The organism is Schleiferilactobacillus shenzhenensis LY-73 (assembly GCF_000469325.1).
Classification (GTDB): Bacteria; Bacillota; Bacilli; order Lactobacillales; family Lactobacillaceae; genus Schleiferilactobacillus; species Schleiferilactobacillus shenzhenensis.
On the sequence record NZ_KI271599.1, the window covers coordinates 50,250 to 50,500 of the forward strand.

Below are 251 nucleotides of genomic sequence, written 5' to 3' on the forward strand. Positions count from 1 at the left end.
TGTCTTGAGCCTATTTTTCTTGCTCTTCATTCTGTTCATCCGCTCCTTCAGAGCGCCGGAGGATTGCATTGATCTGCTTCCGGCGTTTGGAGTACATCTTCATGGAAAAAGAATGAAGCAAGCTAATGATTTCCTCGGAAATCTCTTGTTCATCCGTTTTCTTGTCGGTCAGGTCGGAGATCACCAGGATCTGTGTGTGATACTTTTCAAACAAATGTTTGAAAAGATCAAAGCCGACTCGGCTGAGCCGG

General features: G+C 45.4%; 1 protein-coding gene. It reads right to left on the reverse strand.

Annotation, left to right across the window (positions count from 1 at the left end; all coding sequences use genetic code 11):
• Positions 1-10: 10 nt before the first annotated feature.
• The coding region (locus L248_RS16345) for a recombinase family protein (RefSeq protein WP_483826412.1) at positions 11-251 on the reverse strand (241 nt) is incomplete at its 5' end.